Source organism: Vibrio sp. YT-19(2023) (genome assembly GCF_033337395.1).
Map to the genome: position 1 here is coordinate 1 of NZ_JAWOQN010000245.1, position 905 is coordinate 905.

1 protein-coding gene is annotated in these 905 nt (G+C 42.8%); it reads right to left on the reverse strand.

The window, feature by feature from the left end; genetic code table 11:
* Positions 1 to 27 precede the first annotated feature (27 nt).
* The coding region (gene bcsE / locus R7E78_RS25165) for a cellulose biosynthesis protein BcsE (protein WP_318058478.1) at positions 28 to 905 on the reverse strand (878 nt) is incomplete at its 5' end.

Below are 905 nucleotides of genomic sequence, written 5' to 3' on the forward strand. Positions count from 1 at the left end.
TCGCGGTCAGTAAAAAGTCGTTAATATTCATGAACGTTCCTTAAGCTCAATGTCCTTTTTGACAGCAAACAAAACGGGAACATCAACCAGTGAATTGGTGGTGGTATGGAATATTTCCCTCTCTGTCGTCAAGGTTGAAACGTCATCGGATATGACAGCTTCATCTTGAACCATGAATTTTAGCTCTGTTTCGATATCAAATTGAGTATCAAACGTGTGAGTTGAGTGAAATAAGTCTCTCACTGGGAACTCAAATATATTGTTGAGTGCAATGTCAATATCGCTATGTCGAATAGCACTGAACAAGACATATAGAGCTTTTTTGCAGGCTGTCACAACGTCGCCATCTCTTCGAACATGGCAAAGACGTAAACATTCCTCTGCCGTCATGCCTGGCAATAAGTTCAGCTTGATGAGCGCAAAGTTCACACTTGCGTGTGTTGAGTGGGAAATGACGTCAATACAGTATTGGTTAAAATCCTGGTTTTGTAAGTAGCCTTTGCTACCAAACTTAAGGTCATGCTTTAAGAGCGCCTCTAAACTGTCAGGAATTTGGCGTGTAAGCATTTGGCCTTGAATTGCTTCAACCTGAGTCATAAAGCGCATATGGGGGATCTGCGCATGTGAAATGAAGTTCGCCCCCGCGCGGAGTAAGAACTTTTCATCTGCATATCTCAGACATTGTTGGGTCTCCCTGACAATAATCTTTAGCTGACGACCATATGCGGACCTTAAACGGTAGCAATCTAACGCGATCTGTTGAACTTCGCTTTGGTTATCACAGCTGAAAACAATAGTTGAAGAGCGAGGGTTGTTTAACATCGCTATGAGTTCTTGATTACTCTCGGCCATACGCATCCCTTTTGGGGCTTTCTCGTTTTCTCTGAAGGCTCTTCTACTGATAT